Here is a 15,711-nt window from a genome sequence, read left to right as displayed (position 1 = left end):
GATTTATTTAAGCGATAAAATATAAGTAACCATTTCTTTTGCTTCTTCTTTACTCATATTGGCATGTGGTGTCATTGGGACTTCTCCCCAAACACCTTTTCCGCCGGAAATGATCTTATCAGCCAGGTGGTTTACATTTTCGTCGTTAAGGGGATATTTTTTGGCAATATCTACATAGGCAGGGCCAATTACCTTTTGTACTTTATTGTGACAGCCAATGCAATCCGATTTGGCTATGAGTTTTTCTCCTTCAGTTCTCGACCCTGCAGTTGTTGCAGGAGCGGATACTGTTGGCGATTCTGTAGTTGCAGTTGTTGCAGTCCCTGATGCTCTTTCTTCCGGACTACCGCAAGCGGCCATAGCGAGTGTAAGGCAGCTTAGGATAAATAGTTTTGATTTCATTTACTGAGGTGTGTGTTGTTTATATTCCTAAAATTTTATTGTTAAAGTCGTCATTTCCGCCAGAAGAAGCAAAATCATCAAAAGCTCTTTCTGTTACTTTAATGATATTTTTGCTGATAAATTCGGCGCCCTCTCTGGCACCAACCTCTGCATCTTTAATGCAGCATTCCCATTCCATCACGGCCCATCCTTTATAATCGTACTGCGCCAGTTTGCTGAAAATGGTTTTAAAATCTACCTGCCCATCACCTGGTGAGCGGTATCTGCCAGCGCGGTTTGCCCAGCTCTGGTAACCACCGAAAGTGCCTTGTTTACCTGTCGGATTGAACTCTGAATCTTTCACATGGAAGGCTTTGATGCGTTCGTGATAGAAATCGATATACTGAATGTAATCCAATTGCTGCAGTACAAAGTGTGAAGGATCATATAACAGGCAAGCCCGGGGATGGTTGTTTACCTTTTCTAAAAACATTTCATAGGTAATACCGTCAAAAAGGTCTTCTCCTGGATGGATTTCATAGCAAACATCGACACCACAGGCATCAAATTCATTTAAAATTGGGGTCCATCTTTTAGCCAGTTCGGTAAATGCGGCATCAACCAGCCCTTCAGGACGTTGCGGCCATGGATGAAACATGTGCCAAAGCAAGGATCCGCTAAAAGTAGCATGTGCATTAAGCCCTAGATTTTCAGAGGCCTTTGCCGCATATTTCAGTTGTTGAACTGCCCATTCGGTTCTCGCCTTTGGATTGTTCTTATAAGCATCTGGTGCAAATGCATCAAAAGCCAGGTCATATGCCGGGTTTACAGCAACCAGCTGCCCTTGTAAATGGGTAGAGAGTTCTGTGATTTCCAAACCATGGGCCTGTATTTTTCCTTTGAGTTCATCAGCATAGGTTTTACTCTCAGCTGCTTTTTGCAAATCAATAAAACGGGCATCAAGTGTTGGGATCTGGATGCCTTTAAAACCTAGTCCGGCAGCCCATGCACAAATGCCGTCTAATGAGTTGAAAGGAGCTTCATCTGTAATGAACTGCGCTAAAAAAACTCCTGGTCCTTTAATTGTTGTCATTAATTTATATGTTGAAATCAAACCATTTCTGGTCAGACTGGCTTGATGCCACTGCGTTTTCAATAAAAGCCATTCCCCTTACGCCATCTGCCACAGTAGGAAAATCGAGTATTTCAGGGCTGGGGTTGATGCCATGTTTTTTTGCTAGGATCGTTGCTGCAAAATTTCTATAAATATTGGCAAATGCTTCCAGGTATCCTTCAGGATGTCCGGCAGGCACCCGGGTATTGTGTTTGGCAATATCTGATAAATAGGGCTGTCCTGCACGGTAAACCTGTGCGGGCTGGTTCAACCATTTAACCACTAATGTATTGGGCTCCATCTGGCTCCATTCCATGCCACCTTTTTCCCCGTATATTTTGATTTTTAACGCGTTTTCTTCACCTGCGGCAATTTGGGAAGCTACCAGGATCCCGTTGGCGCCATTGTCAAACTTAAGCAAAATGTTTCCGTCATCGTCTAACCCCCGGCCTTCAACGACAATATTCAGATCGGCACAAAGTTTTGTGATCTTCAATCCGGAAATGTACTCTGCAAGTTGTGCCGCGTGGGTGCCAATATCACCCATAGCCCCGCTTTTTCCACTTTTTTTAGGGTCAGTACGCCAGGCGGCGCCAGAGTTTCCTTCTTTTTCGGTGAGGGTGCTCAGCCAGCCTTGTGGATATTCTACCATTATTTTTCGGATTTTACCCAAATCACCATCACTTACCATTTGCCTGGCTTGTTTTACCATCGGATAACCCGAATAGGTATGGGTTAAGCATAAGGTTAGGCCCGTTTCTTCAACTTTGGCCTGTAATTGCTTTGCTTCATCAAGCGATAAAGCGATTGGTTTTTCGATCACCACATGGAAACCATGTTCCAATGCCAGCATCGCTGGAGCGAAGTGAGCAAAATTCGGCGTTACAATGCTGATGAAATCAATACGCTGATCAGCAGGTAATTTACTTTCCTGTGCGATCATTTCCTCGTAATTCTCATAGATCCGGTCTTCCGGAAGAAATAACATTCTTCCAGATTCCCTGGCTACTTCGGGATGAACGCTAAGTGCGCCGCAGCAAAATTCTATTTTTCCATCCATATTGGCAGCTATGCGGTGTACAGCACCTATAAAGGCATCTTTACCACCGCCAATCATGCCCATTCTAATTTTTCTGTGTTCCATTAAAGGTTACCTTTTTTTAATTCGCTAACAGCAAAATCACAAGCTCTTGCAGTTAAGGCCATATAAGTTAATGAAGGATTCTGACAAGCAGCTGAGGTCATACAAGATCCATCGGTTACAAATACATTTTTTACTTCGTGCATTTGGTTCCATTTGTTCAAAACGGAAGTTTTCGGATCATGTCCCATTCGGGCAGTACCCATTTCATGGATGGCCATACCCGGAGCAGAACCATTGTCATACGTTTTTACGTCTTTCATTCCGGCTGCTTCCAGCATTTCGGCAGCATCGTTCATCATGTCAACGCGCATTTTACGTTCGTTGTCTTTAAACTCACAGTCAATGGCCAGTACCGGTTGTCCCCATTTGTCTTTCTTCGTTTTGTCGATGCTTACCTTGTTTTCGAAGTAAGGAAGAGATTCTCCAAAACCACCTAAGCCCATATTCCATGCACCTGGTTGTGTCATCTGATCTTTAAAATCACCTCCAAAAGCCATTTCAGCTACATCGGCATGCCAGTTTCCGCGATTTGCGCCGCCTTGGTAGCCAAAACCTCTGACATAATCGCGTTTCTCACCGTGCATGTTTTGATATCTTGGTATATAGATTCCGTTTGCACGTCTGCCATAAGTGTATTTATCCTCAAAGCCTTCTGCACGTCCCGAAGCTCCGCAACGGAAATGGTGATCCATCAGGTTATGACCAAGCTGCCCGCTGCCATTCCCTAAACCATTAGGAAAAATATCTGAAGTAGAATTTAACAACAAGAAAGTAGAACCCAGTGTAGAACCATTCACAAAAACAATTTTTGCATAATATTCTACCGTTTCTTTAGTTTCTGAATTGATCACTACAACACCTTTTGCCTTCTGCGTTTCTTTATCATATATAATGGTGTTCACCAAAGAGAAAGGACGTAGCGTTAAATTGCCTGTTGCCACAGCAGCTGGCAGGGTAGATGATTGTGTGCTGAAATAAGCACCAAATGGACAGCCGCGGCTGCAAAGGTTGCGGTACTGACATTTACCGCGACCACCATGCTCTACAGTTAAATTTGCTGTACGGCCAATGGTCATGATTCTGGATTTTTTCCACTTGTCTTCAATCCTTTTTTTAACGTCTTTTTCCACACAATTCATCTCCATGGGTGGTAAGAATTGCCCGTCTGGCAAAGCCGGCCAGTTTTCTGCCTGTCCGCTGATCCCTGCAAATTTCTCTACGTAATCGTACCATGGGGCAATGTCTTTGTAACGGATTGGCCAGTCTACACCATGTCCGTCTTTCAAATTGTCTTCAAAATTCAGATCACTGAAACGGTAGCTTTGTCTTCCCCACATCAGGGATTTACCGCCAACGTGGAAACCGCGGTACCAGTCAAAGCGTTTCACTTCAGTATACGGGCAGTCCAGATCATTTACCCAGAAACTCTCATTAAATTCTGAATACGGATAATCTCTTTTTTGAACCGGATGTGTTTCTCTTTGTGCTTCGGTAAGTTTACCACGATGTTCAAATTCCCATGGCTTTTTCATCGCCGTGGTATAGTCTTTAATGTGTTCAATGTTTCTGCCTCTTTCCAGCAATAAAACCTTTAAACCTTTTTCTGTCAGCTCTTTTGCGGCCCAGCCACCACTAATTCCAGATCCTACAACAATCGCATCATAAGTGTTTTGCGCTGTTGCCTTTGTATTTAGATTGCTCATTATTTTTAATGTTATAAGATTAAGCCCAAACTCTTTGACCAGGTTTCAAATCCACACAGCCATCGTAACGGCCAGGGATTTCCAGATATTCATAAGCCTTAGTGGCTCCAATTTCAGAAGTGAAATAACCCAATAAGGTCAGGTCACGGATGATGGCGAAGAAACGTGGTTCTGTTTTAGGCTTGTCCTTTGGCAGGATGGAAATGGTACCTGCATTTTCTGTTGGGGACTTGGCCTGTGCAGGGTTCGTTTTCTGTTTTTCTGATTCAGCCTCTTTTTGCTTGTCCAGGTTTTCTTTCTCTACCTTAATTGCGGCAACAGTCTCATCTCTGAGTTTACCCAGCAATTCCTGGCGCTGTTGCGTACTGAGCTCCAAAAATGTTTTTTTATACGTGGTATTGGCTTGTTTGTCCAGATCTTCGAGGCCTTTAGTAAAAGCTTTTTGCGCATCTTCAGGATAGCAATCTTTTAACATCATACTGATGAACGGTCCAACTCCTGCTGCTTTAGCACCAGGGCTGCTCGTTGTCGGAATAATGATGTCAGCAATTTCGGTAATCGTATCCTGTTGTGCTTTAGTAAATAATTCCCCCTTGGCATTGGTGGCGGGAGAATTACAACTGTCCAGGAATACGCCAATTGTAGTTGCGGATAGTGCTCCCCCCATTAAAAAGGCAACACTTTTCACTGCGTCTCTTCTGTTCATATTTGGTGGTTATGGTTGTATTGTGTATTTAAATGTGTTTTGTATGGTAATATTAAGCAAAAAAAATTAGTTAGTGTTATTTGTACACCGTAAAGTCAATATGTAATGTTTTTGTTACGGGGTGCCGGAGGAGGAAATTTGTCATCGGTATTGAAAAAAAATGGCGGATAAAAATGACGCTTATCTTTTGGCCGGCGTAAACAATTTTGAATAGGTTTGTCCATTTATTTACCTTTGCCCAAATCCTAATTATTCATGACTGAAAAAATAATAGTGCTAGGTTCCAATGGTCAGATCGGCACAGAACTGGTAACCGCGCTGCGAAAAACGTATGGCGAGGATAATGTGGTGGCTTGTGATATCCGCAGGCCGGATTATGACATCAAAAATTCAGGTCCTTTCGAATTTGTAAATGTTTTGGAAAAGGATACCCTGAATGCTATTTTTCAAAAGTATAAGCCCACTCAGGTCTACCTGCTGGCTGCATTGTTGTCGGCAACCGGGGAGCAAAATCCAAAACTGGCCTGGGATCTGAACATGAATGGCTTGCTGAATATTCTGGACCTCGCGATTTCCTACCAGACAGCTAAGGTTTACTGGCCAAGTTCCATCGCTGTTTTTGGACCCAATTCGCCGAAAGATCAAACACCTCAATATTGTGTAATGGATCCAAATACGGTTTATGGCGTAAGTAAACTGGCTGGCGAAAGGTGGTGTGAATATTATCATCAGAAGTTTGGCCTGGATGTCAGGAGCATCCGTTATCCGGGATTGATCAGCTGGAAAGCAGCGCCAGGCGGTGGTACAACGGATTATGCCATTCATATTTTTCATGATGCCTTGAAAAAGGGAACTTATGCTTCTTTTTTAAATGCGGCTACAGCATTGCCCATGATGTATATGGACGATGCCATTCGTGGTACCATAGAACTGATGGACGCTGAGGCGAGCAGAATTTCTATCCGTTCGAGTTATAACTTTGCCGGAGTAAGCTTTACACCGGAGGTTTTAGCGGCTGAGATCAGAAAGCATATTCCGGAATTTACCTTAACTTACACCGAAAATGATCCACGTCAGCAGATAGCGAATAGCTGGCCAAGATCTATAGATGACAGTTTTGCGGTAAATGACTGGGCCTGGAAACCAGAATTTGACCTGGCAAAACTAACCACAGATATGTTAAAGAATTTAAAGAAATAAAAAATAAATGGGAAGAGCATTTGAATTTAGAAAAGAAAGAAAATTTAAACGTTGGGCCAAAATGGCCGTTCAGTTTACCAGGATAGGTAAAGATATTGTAATGGCTGTGAAAGATGCCGGACCTCATCCGGAGACAAATTCACGCCTGCGTACGGCCATGCAGAATGCGAAAGCAGTAAACATGCCGAAAGACCGTGTTGAGGCAGCTATAAAAAGGGCTTCTGATAAAAGCATGGCCAATTATGAAGAAATTGTTTACGAAGGATATGCGCCACATGGCGTGGCTGTACTTATCGAAACAGCTACAGACAATACCAACAGAACTGTTGCCAATGTGCGCAGTTATTTCAATAAAACCAGTGGGACTTTGGGTAAAACCGGTTCGCTTGACTTTGTATTTAACAGAAAGTCGATATTTCGCTTTGTTCCTGCTGAGAACCTGGATCTGGAAGAACTGGAGTTTGAGTTGATTGATGCCGGATTAGAAGAACTTTACGTAGAGGCTGATGAAGAAGGAAATGATATTGCGGTAGCACAGGGTCCTTTTGAAAATTTTGGAACCTTGCAAAAGGCACTGGAAGAAAAAGGCATAGAATTAAAAAGTGCAAAGTTGGAGCGCATTGCTTTATCGCACCATGAAGTTACAGAAGAACAGGCTGCTGATGTCATGAAACTAATTGATAAATTAGAAGAGGACGATGACGTACAGGCTGTTTATCACAATATGGCTGAATAAATTCAGCTATTTATGATTTGAAAATAACCATGGCAATAACCTGGGCTCTGCAAAAGCAGAGTCCCAGCTGTTGTGGTTCGCATCCGGATACAAAGTCAGATTTACAGGTTTTCCCAATACCTTCAACTGATCGGCAATTGCTGTAGAAAAGTTCATGGATACCACGTCATCTTTCTCCCCATGAAAAATCCATAAGGGTACATGTTTGTATTTTTCTACATTTGCTACATTGTCCCCGCCACAAATGGCAAAGGCCGCTGCAAAAACTTTCGGCTTGCGTCTCAGTAATTCGTAAGTACCCATACCGCCCATCGATAAACCACCCAGGTATACTCTTGATTTATCGATATAAGGTTTATCCAGAAAATTCTCCAGCATACCTAATAAAGCATGCATGGCCTTGGTTGGTTTTCCCTTTTTTTGAAAAGCAAATTGCCTTTTGCCTTTGTCGTTGGTTGTAATTTCTACATTGCTCCAGTAGCTGTCTGTACTGCATTGTGGAAAGACTACAATAGCAGGGAAATTCTTTCTGTATTCCTCTTTTAGAAATAGCTTTCCGCCATGTGTCAGCTGTTTCTGGTTGTCATTTCCCTGCTCACCACGTCCATGTAAAAAAAAGACAACCGGATATTTTCGCTGTGCATTGAAATGTTCCGGGAAAAGTACCCGGTAAGCTATGGTATCTTTTTTATGAATAAAACTTCCTCTGTCGTACTGCTTGAAATCTTGGCTTCGCGCGCCAAAATTGCTAAGCAGTAAGCCTATAAGGATCGTTAATTTGAATTGGTTCATGATGCTAAAATAATGAATTTCCTATCAATTTATTTACTAAAGCTATTTTATCAGCGTAAATTTCCCGGTTGTGACATCCCTTGAATTTCCACCGACAAACACGTTGAAATCACCGGGTTCGGCTACAAATTTTAAGGCCGAATTGTAAAACTTGAGGTCATCTTCGGTAATTTTAAAACTGACGGTCTTGGCTTCACCGGGTTTAAGACTAATCTTTTGAAAGTTTTTTAATTCCTTAACTGGTCGGGTAGCACTGCCTTCCAGATCGCGGATGTACAGTTGTACTACTTCTTTGCCTGTCATCGTACCGGTATTTTTCACTTCTATGCTGATTGTAATGGTTTCACCTGGCTTAAAACTTGTTTTATCGAGTTTGAGATGACCATAGGTAAAACTGGTATAGCTCAGGCCATAGCCAAAAGGATAAAGCGGGTCGTTGCTCACGTCCAGATAATTAGAGCGGAATTTGGTAAACCATTTCCCTTCCGCTAAGGGCCGTCCGGTATTCTTGTGTGCGTAATATAAAGGTACCTGCCCTACATTTTGAGGAAAGGTTGCCGTTAATTTACCAGATGGATTTATAGCGCCAAACAATACGTCAGGAATTGCATTTGCAGTTTCGGTACCACCGAACCAAACATTCAAAATGGCAGGAACATGTTCATCTTCCCACTTCAGTGCCAGGGGTCTGCCGGTAAACAAGACCAATACAAGGGGTTTGCCGGTTTTCAGTAAAGCCTGTAACAAGCGTTTTTGAACATCCGGAATTTCCAGATCGGTACGACTGGATGCTTCACCGCTCATTTCCGAGCTCTCGCCCAGGGCAGCAATCACTACGTCAGCGGTTTTTGCCAGTGCTACGGCTTCGCCGATCACCTCAGCTTCGGGGCGGTTGTCTCTCGGGATATTACGGCCGAACATGGTGGCACGTTCCTGATAAGCTGCATCACTTATCAGATTGGCACCCAGGCTGTGCAGAATTTTGGCATCCTGGCCCACATACGCTTGCAAGCCTTCCAGTAGTGATCTGGTATTGACCAGGTCGCTGTTTACACTCCATGTTCCGGGCATATTACTACCTGTATTGGCCAGCGGACCAATTAATGCGATGGTGCCTGTCTTTTTAAGCGGTAATGTATGATTTTCATTTTTTAACAATACAAATGATTCGGCAGCTACTTCCCGGGCAAATTGCAGGTGCTCGGGTTTCAGGATCTCTGTTTTTGCCCGTTCTTCATTACAATAACGGAAAGGATCTTCAAACAGGCCAAGCTTGTATTTGGCTTCCAGTATCAATCGGCAAGCCTCGTCAATCCGCTGCTGTTTTACTTTGCCCTGTGCTACAGATTTTTTAAGGGTAGTCAAAAAACCTTCGCCCACCATATCCATATCTACACCAGCGTTTAAAGATAAAGCAGATACTTTTTGCAGATCACCTAATCCATGGTCAATAAGTTCGTTCACAGCAGTGTAATCGGTTACCACAAAACCTTTAAATCCCCATTCTTTACGCAGCAAATCCGTCATAAGCCATTTGTTCGCCGTAGCCGGGACACCATTGATGTCGTTAAAAGAAGTCATAATGCTACCTGCGCCGGCATCAAGGGCGGCTTTGTAAGGAGGTAGGTATTCGTTATACATGCGATCTAAGCTCATGTCAGTGGTATTGTAATCCCTACCGGCCTCGGCAGCACCGTAAAGTGCAAAATGCTTGACGCAAGCCATAATGGTATTGTATCTGGAGAGGTCATCTCCCTGGTAGCCCTTAACCATTGCCCTGGCAATTTGAGAGCCTAAATAAGTATCTTCTCCTGAGCCTTCAGAGATGCGGCCCCAGCGTGGGTCCCTGGAAATATCTACCATGGGTGAAAAAGTCCAGTTTAAGCCATCTGCACTTGCTTCTATGGCTGCAACTCTGGCTGTTTTCTCAATCATGGCCATATTCCAGGTAGACGATAAGGCAAGGGGAATGGGGAAAGTGGTCTTGTAACCATGAATGACATCCTGACCAAAGATGATTGGTATTTTAAGTCTGCTCTGTTTAACCGCAATTTCTTGTGCCTTACGGATTTTTTGAGGGGTGGTAAAACTGAACATGCCACCTACCTGACCGCTTTTGATCTTGCGTTCAACATCAGTACTGACTACCGATCCGGTGGTTGCTTCTCCGCCGGTGAGCAGGTTGAGCTGTCCTATCTTTTCATCCAGGGTCATTTTTGACATTAATGAAGAGATAAAAGCGTTCATTTTCTGATCAGGGCTGGAATTGGTTCTTTTTTGCTGGGCCCATACAGAACTGGCACCAAACAAGAGCGACAGTAAAAATATAGATAATGGTTTCATGATGTGTTTCATTTAAAGGGAATTGATGTGTTTTTGTTTACCTGATGCTATAATGCCGGACTGCTGAATCCTAGTGTTTTTAGCCCTTTTCTGACATCGGGGTTTTTCATGAACAGTTTCCACAATAAACCACTGCGGTAATTTTCGATCATCACAATGATCGGTCCCTGATCAATAGCCAGGTGAGCATTGGCGTACCAGTTCTTTTCTTCGCTGAAGGCATCAATGAAGCCATACTCAGACCATAATTGATCACCTTTATCAAAATAAAAATGTTTTAAGGCCTGCATGGAATATTCCGGGGTATAGGGAAAGGCTGACAATGCTGCGGTCGGTGTGATTACACCGAGATCTTCTGTCGGCGAGTGGGCTGCATAACCTCCCCAGCTGTCGCTCGCGGTTAAACCCCAGCTATCGGAACGGTAACCTTTGTATTTTTTTGGATTTTCGATACAGTACGCCCGGTTGATCAGCGTGTGGTTTTTATTTTGTTCCCAGTAATCCGCATAATTATCCCTGAGACCGCGGGGGTCCAGGCCAACAAATGAGTACTGCGAAAAGAATAAAGGTCCGCCGTAATCAGAACCCAGGGGCAGTTTAATACCGTTAAACTGAGCTCCGTTGATGAAGGTATTGCTCTTTGCCCAGCCCTCATCATATATGCGTTTATCGATCCCGTTTTTGGGAGCAGAAGCTGCCAGTACATAAGTAATGAGACATTCGTTCCAGCCTTTAATCTGGTGGTTCATGTCCCAGCCCTTATCAGGGCTCCAATGCCAGTAAAGTACATCCTGACACCGGGTAAACCAATTCCATTCTATGGCTGTCCACATGGCCGATATTTTGTTTCTGATGTCTTTTTCAACAGTATTGTTGGCTTGATAATACTGACTCGCAGTTAGAAGACCCTGGAAAAGCAGGGAGGTTTCAACAAGATCAGCACCGTTATCGTTTGTGCTAAAAGGGATCGTTTTTCCGGTCGCACCATCCAGCCAGTGTGGAAAGGCCCCATGGTAGCGATCTGCCTGATATAAAAAATCGACTATTTTTTTTGTTCTTGCTGCGGCTTGCTGACGCGTAATGAATTTGCGTTCTGAAGCTACAATAATGGCCATTATGCCAAAACCTGTGCCACCTGTGGTGACTACTTCTGGTCCGTAATTTAAGGTGGTATTGCTGCGTTCTCTGGCCATGCCGCTTACCGGGTGCCCAAAATCCCAGAAGTAGCGGAAGGTTTGTTTTTGTACAAGATCGAGCAACTGGCTGTCTGTCAGATTTTTTTGTATGGACAGCTCCGGTTTGATCAGTATTTTAGTTTTGCTGATCGGTTGTGCACAGGACTGCTGGCTAATGCTTAGCAGCAATAGGAGGGTTAAGGGTTTGAATATGGATAAATTGTACTTCATAGTTAAAGGTTAGGGCTATTAAAGCCAAGGTTTTTCATACCTATTTTTACTTCAGGGGCACTCATAAATAAATTCCACAGCATTTTTGTCCGGTAATTTTCAATCATCACAATAATGGGCCCCTGGTCAATAGCCAGGGTAGTGCTGGCAAACCAGCGCTGTTGTAAAGAAAACGCATCCACAAAGCCGTATTCTTTAAAAAGCTTGTCGCCCAGTTTGTAGTAAAAAAACTGAAGCGCCTGCATGGATTCAACAGGGCTGTACGGGAAAGAAGAAAGTGCCGCGGTGGGTGCAATCACACCTCTGTCATTTGCAGGAGAACTTGCGGTATAACCATTTGGAATATCGCTTGCCGTAAGCCCCCAGCAGTTTTCGCCATAGCCGGCATAATTTAAGGGATTTGTTTTGCAATAGTTATAGTTGATCAGTACATGCGCTTTATTCTGCGTTTCGTAGTTGGCGTAGGCGTCCGTTAATCCGAAAGGATTGATGCCCATAAAAGAGTAGTGGGCAAAAAAAAGCGGTCCGCCAATGGCGGGCCCCAGCGGAAGTTGAATCCCGTAATAACTGTTGCCGTTTTTCATGCCTCCATTTTGAGCCCAGCCCTGGTCATATATTGATTTTGGAATGGCATGTGTTGGTGAAGCTGCTGCCATAACGTAGGTGATCAACGCTTCATTCCAGCCCTTGACAGGCAGGTTCATTTCCCAGTTGTAGTTTGGACTCCAATGCCAGTATAAAACATTGCTGTTGTCTTTTCGGTACCAATCCCAGTCTACAGCATGGTAGATGCTGTTGATGTCTGTCCTTAAAGCAGATTCAGCGGCATCCGGGCCACTGAAATATTGACGTGCGGTGATTAGACCCTGCATCAGCAATGAGGTTTCTACCAGGTCTCCGCCATTGTCTTTTGCGCTAAAAGGCAGCATTGCACCGGTGTTGCCATCCAGCCAATGCGGAAAAGCGCCATGGAAGGTCTGGGCTTTGTTTTTTAAAAAACCGACAATTTTTTGCATTCTGGCGAGGCCTTCTGCCCTGGTAATAAAGTTGCGGTGTATACCTGTAACCAGGGCCATGATCCCAAAACCAGACCCTCCGGTGGTTACCGTGTTGCCCGAAGTATTTCTTTCTCTGGCCAGTCCGCTTTCCGGATGCCCAAAATCGTAAAAGTACTTGAAGGTTTGTTTTTGGACCAACGTAAGCAATTCATCGTCTGTAATACGGGGGAATTTATCTGTATTGTCCAGGCCGGTGGTAAAATTGATGGTTACGGGGTTGATCAGACGCCCGCCTTTTGCTGATTTTAGTGCATTGGTGATGGCCAGGTTATAGCTTGCAAAACCCAACAGATTGCTCTGGGGTATCAATGTTAAGATTTTATTGGCATCAGTTAAGCTTGTGCTCAACACTATATTACCACCTGATGCATCAGTTAATTTGACAGCTTCCGTACTGGTAGCAGGGTCTACAGCCTCCGTAAAGGTGAATTTTATAACCGGTTTTCCACTTACCTCATAATTTAATGTGCCATTGTATACGTCATTTACTGTAAAGGACAAAGAGGTATCGGAAGCCAAAATATCCGGTTCTTTGCTTTTTTTGCAACCGTTGTTGAATACGAATGCGGCACAGCAAAGTACATAACATGAAATTTTTTTGAAATTACGCATACAAAGGGGAAGAGATTTGAAAAGCAGGGAGATTTGGTAAATCCCCCTGCCGGTTACTTATTTTTTAGCAAGGCCTAAATTGTAAATGGCCTTGATGTGGGCATCGGTTAAAGCGATGTTCCATATTTTCAGCTCATCCATTTTGCCGGTCATGGCAGCAAAGCTGACATCGGTGTTTACCGATTTACCAGGAATTACATTGTAATTTCCACCGATGATGATCTCGCCAGGCTCATAGGATTTAAATAAATTTGTACCTACGTTCCTGCTTGGAAAGGCGCCAACTTTAACGCCATCTGCCCAGATGTGGAACATGCCTGTGGTACTTTCATAAGTAAGCAGTAAATGAGTCCATTTGCTGGCGCCTATCTTCGGTGTGAGGTAAGGAAAGTAATTCGGATCACCTGGATTATCTCTCTTTGTATTCACATTATCCTGCATGCCACCACTTATGGCCGTGAATGTTGGGTTTATTTTCAACTCATCCGTATTTGTGGCCGGAAAGCTTTGGGTATTTAAGATGAAATTAAGGCTTCCATTAAAAACCCCTGGTCTGGCCAGCTGGAACAGCATGGTTCTTTTTGAACCGTTATTCAGGATTTGTACCCAGGTGCTGACGGTGAAACTCTGGAAAACGTCGGTTTTCAGATTGGCAAGCTGTAGTGGATAGTACAGGTAACCCGCATTCAGACTTAATGCCTTTCCTTTTACACCATCCTCAACAAAGGAATTGCCGGCAACGGTTGTCGGGTTGGCCCCGCTAATCTTTTCATTGTTGGTTCCTTCAAAGTCCCAGTAAGCCACCAGGTTTGCCGAAGCGACTTCGTCAGAACTTTTATAGCCATCAATGGTTCCTGCATATTTTGCGGCATCTGCATCCGGCAGGTTATTCGGGTTGCCATCTTTTTTACAGGCTGAAAAAAGCACTGCAATCATGGTGATGCCAGGAATACAATATTTATGATATGGTTTTGAAAACTTCATGTGGGTATGTATTTAATTAATAACCGTTGTTTTGTTTCAGTACACCTTTACTGATGTCTATCTGGGTTTGCGGAATTGGCAATAATTCGTGTTTACCGGTTACGAAGCTTTTCCCGGCATTTTGCAGCACTTGTCCTGCAATGCCCCAGCGTACCAGGTCGAAGAATCGTTCATGTTCCATGGCCAGCTCAATTCTTCTTTCCTTACGAATGGCTTCACGCAGTAGATCCTGATCTGTTGTAGTTACTTTAGGGAGGATCCCGGCATTACCGGCCCTTGCCCTTAACCTGACCATTTCCAGTTTATCCAGTGCTTCGGCAGCATTCCCATTTTCGTTCGCAGCTTCTGCATACATCAGCAATACATCTGCATAACGCAGGATTCTGATGTTCATCCAGTAGCTAAAGTTATCCAGTATGGAATTCCTTACGGTTGGACTGCTGTGTATTTTGTGGTTGTACCTCGGGTTTGGCAAACCTGTTGGTACGCTTTCCCCATATATCGAAGTCCCTCCCGAATAAAGGATGGTTCTGGCTTTACGCGGATCCCCGGTTTCATATGCAGCTTCAAGCAAGGTGGAAGGGGTGTTAAAGCCCCAGCCAAGGTTCCATATTCCGGTTCCTCTTACAGCTTGTAAACTCGCAAACTGGCTGCCATAGGTTCTTTTTTCCTGGAGGGTTGCAGTTGCCTGAATTTCAAAAACCGATTCTTTGCTGTTCTCGCCGTCTTCGCCAAATATTTTATTGTATGGTGTAGACAGGTCATATTTTGCAGAATTAATTACAAGGTTGGCTGTAGTCATGGCCATTGCCCATTTTTGCTGGGTCAGGTAAACTTTTGCCAGGATACCGTTTGCAGCACCACTTGTGGCCCTGCCCGGGAATTTGCTGACGTCCCATTCGGCCGGGAGGTTCGCGCCGGCAAACTTCAGATCGGTTTCAATCAGTGCGTAAATTATAGCTGGATCACTTTGAGGAATGTTTGACTGTGCAGCTGGATCTTCATATAGTTTATCCACCAGTGGAAGACGGCCAAACAAACGAACCAGCATAAAATAAGCGTAACCACGTAAAAACCTGGCTTCGGCTTCTGCAGAAACCTTAGCCTGAGGCGGCGTTCCTGGATCTTTATCGTTCGCTACTTTATCTAAAACGATATTACTTTTTCCTATGATGTTGTAATATCCTCTCCATAAATCGTTCGCTAAAGCATTTGAAGGAATGATGCTGAAATTGTCCATCTCCAGGGAAGTAGGGCCGTCGGTTGGCGTACTGCCTTTGTCTGCATCATCGCTTCTGATGCCCGTTGCAGCCACAAAACCGCTTCCTGAGGCATCGTATGACCGGAGGATATCATATACCGCGAATATTTCCCCGTCAAAAGGTCCTGAACCTTTTGGATAAGGATAATTATCGGAAGTATAGGAACCTTGTGGATTGCGGTCGAGGAAGTTCTTTTTACAACTGGTTATGGTAGAAATTGCAGTTATACTCAACAGTATAATGCAGAATTTTTTAGGTAATGTTCTCATC

General features: G+C 43.9%; 13 protein-coding genes. 2 read left to right on the top strand and 11 right to left on the bottom strand.

The features are described 5' to 3' along the window. Positions 1 to 3: 3 nt before the first annotated feature. Genes IM797_RS26220 through IM797_RS26200 form a run of 5 tightly spaced genes read right to left on the bottom strand, consistent with a single transcriptional unit; the run spans position 4 to position 5,048 of the window. A complete protein-coding gene (locus IM797_RS26220) occupies positions 4 to 402 on the bottom strand; it encodes a c-type cytochrome (RefSeq protein ID WP_194130191.1) in 399 nt (132 codons plus the stop codon). Between the two features lie 19 nt (positions 403 to 421). Further along, positions 422 to 1,474 carry a sugar phosphate isomerase/epimerase gene (locus tag IM797_RS26215; RefSeq protein WP_194130190.1) on the bottom strand — a complete coding sequence of 351 codons (1,053 nt, stop codon included), beginning with the start codon at positions 1,472 to 1,474 and terminating at the stop codon, positions 422 to 424. A gap of 4 nt (positions 1,475 to 1,478) precedes the next feature. Then, a complete protein-coding gene (locus IM797_RS26210; protein WP_194130189.1) occupies positions 1,479 to 2,639 on the bottom strand; it encodes a Gfo/Idh/MocA family protein in 1,161 nt (386 codons plus the stop codon). Continuing rightward, positions 2,639 to 4,342 carry a GMC oxidoreductase gene (locus IM797_RS26205; RefSeq protein ID WP_194130188.1) on the bottom strand — a complete coding sequence of 568 codons (1,704 nt, stop codon included), beginning with the start codon at positions 4,340 to 4,342 and terminating at the stop codon, positions 2,639 to 2,641. The genes IM797_RS26210 and IM797_RS26205 overlap by 1 nt, the downstream gene beginning before the upstream one ends. Positions 4,343 to 4,361: 19 nt before the next feature. Then, positions 4,362 to 5,048: a gluconate 2-dehydrogenase subunit 3 family protein gene (locus IM797_RS26200; RefSeq protein WP_194130187.1), complete on the bottom strand. Its 687-nt coding sequence runs from the start codon at positions 5,046 to 5,048 to the stop codon at positions 4,362 to 4,364. A 255-nt stretch (positions 5,049 to 5,303) separates the two neighbouring features. Between IM797_RS26200 and IM797_RS26195 the strand changes: the two genes are divergently transcribed. Both IM797_RS26195 and IM797_RS26190 read left to right on the top strand, forming a co-directional pair. Next, the gene (locus IM797_RS26195) at positions 5,304 to 6,248 is read left to right on the top strand and encodes an NAD-dependent epimerase/dehydratase family protein (protein ID WP_194130186.1); all 945 of its coding nucleotides are present in this window, start codon (positions 5,304 to 5,306) and stop codon (positions 6,246 to 6,248) included. Positions 6,249 to 6,255: 7 nt separating this feature from the next. Beyond that, positions 6,256 to 6,984 (top strand): YebC/PmpR family DNA-binding transcriptional regulator, encoded by a 729-nt coding sequence (locus IM797_RS26190; protein WP_194130185.1) that lies wholly within the window; start codon positions 6,256 to 6,258, stop codon positions 6,982 to 6,984. A gap of 6 nt (positions 6,985 to 6,990) precedes the next feature. On the opposite strand, the gene IM797_RS26185 is transcribed toward IM797_RS26190, so the two are convergent. Genes IM797_RS26185 through IM797_RS26160 form a run of 6 tightly spaced genes read right to left on the bottom strand, consistent with a single transcriptional unit; the run spans position 6,991 to position 15,710 of the window. Beyond that, a complete protein-coding gene (locus tag IM797_RS26185) occupies positions 6,991 to 7,776 on the bottom strand; it encodes a prolyl oligopeptidase family serine peptidase (RefSeq protein WP_194130184.1) in 786 nt (261 codons plus the stop codon). Between the two features lie 42 nt (positions 7,777 to 7,818). Beyond that, a complete protein-coding gene (gene bglX / locus IM797_RS26180) occupies positions 7,819 to 10,119 on the bottom strand; it encodes a beta-glucosidase BglX (protein WP_228099137.1) in 2,301 nt (766 codons plus the stop codon). A 47-nt stretch (positions 10,120 to 10,166) separates the two neighbouring features. Then, complete coding sequence (locus IM797_RS26175) at positions 10,167 to 11,525, bottom strand: glucoamylase family protein (protein ID WP_194130182.1); 1,359 nt, start codon at positions 11,523 to 11,525, stop codon at positions 10,167 to 10,169. A gap of 2 nt (positions 11,526 to 11,527) precedes the next feature. Then, a complete protein-coding gene (locus IM797_RS26170) occupies positions 11,528 to 13,195 on the bottom strand; it encodes a glucoamylase family protein (RefSeq protein WP_194130181.1) in 1,668 nt (555 codons plus the stop codon). A gap of 57 nt (positions 13,196 to 13,252) precedes the next feature. Further along, positions 13,253 to 14,179: a LamG-like jellyroll fold domain-containing protein gene (locus IM797_RS26165; protein WP_194130180.1), complete on the bottom strand. Its 927-nt coding sequence runs from the start codon at positions 14,177 to 14,179 to the stop codon at positions 13,253 to 13,255. A 16-nt stretch (positions 14,180 to 14,195) separates the two neighbouring features. Further along, positions 14,196 to 15,710 (bottom strand): RagB/SusD family nutrient uptake outer membrane protein, encoded by a 1,515-nt coding sequence (locus IM797_RS26160; protein WP_194130179.1) that lies wholly within the window; start codon positions 15,708 to 15,710, stop codon positions 14,196 to 14,198. Between the last annotated feature and the right edge of the window lies 1 nt (position 15,711).

This window comes from Pedobacter sp. MC2016-24, assembly GCF_015223055.1.
Taxonomy (GTDB): domain Bacteria; phylum Bacteroidota; class Bacteroidia; order Sphingobacteriales; family Sphingobacteriaceae; genus Pedobacter.
Note: the sequence above shows the minus strand (reverse complement) of the source record. Positions and strands in the feature narration are given on the sequence as shown.